The sequence below is a fragment of the Enterovibrio norvegicus FF-33 genome (genome assembly GCF_000286835.2).
Classification (GTDB): domain Bacteria; phylum Pseudomonadota; class Gammaproteobacteria; order Enterobacterales; family Vibrionaceae; genus Enterovibrio; species Enterovibrio norvegicus_A.
Genome location: NZ_AJYD02000044.1, coordinates 1 through 459 on the forward strand (window position 1 = coordinate 1; position 459 = coordinate 459).

Here is a 459-nt window from a genome sequence, read left to right on the forward strand (position 1 = left end):
GTTTCCATCTAACAGCCTGTTGTAGGCCAGAAATGCCATGGTGCGTGCTTTGGTGTTGTAGGTGAGTGCGACGAGCGTCTTTGACGTATTGGTCATGTCACGCACAGGCATGCCTAGAAAGCCCTCGCAAGCAATGACTTTGACGTAGTTCTTACTGATTTCAAACGCGAGATCTTCATTCTCTGGCGTATCTTCGGTGAAATCATAGTGAAGGTTATCTTGAACATGACGTGCATTTTGTTTGAGGGCATTTCTCACCGGCTCTTCCACTTCCAGCATGTTTAAAAAGGCTTCAATGTCGTCACGAATACCGTCTTGATTGTCATCAGTGCCTGTCAACGAATCGGTTCTGTCGAGGGTATGGTCAAAATGTTGGTAGATAAGCCCAAGTTGATCGTCTACCGACGGTTGCGCTCTTAGTTCCATGGAAAACGATGACGTTGATTCTTCTTCCTGATT

1 protein-coding gene is annotated in these 459 nt (G+C 46.2%); it reads right to left on the reverse strand.

Annotation, left to right across the window (positions count from 1 at the left end; genetic code table 11):
• The coding region (locus A1OO_RS22630) for a hypothetical protein (RefSeq protein ID WP_017004550.1) at positions 1-459 on the reverse strand (459 nt) is incomplete at both ends.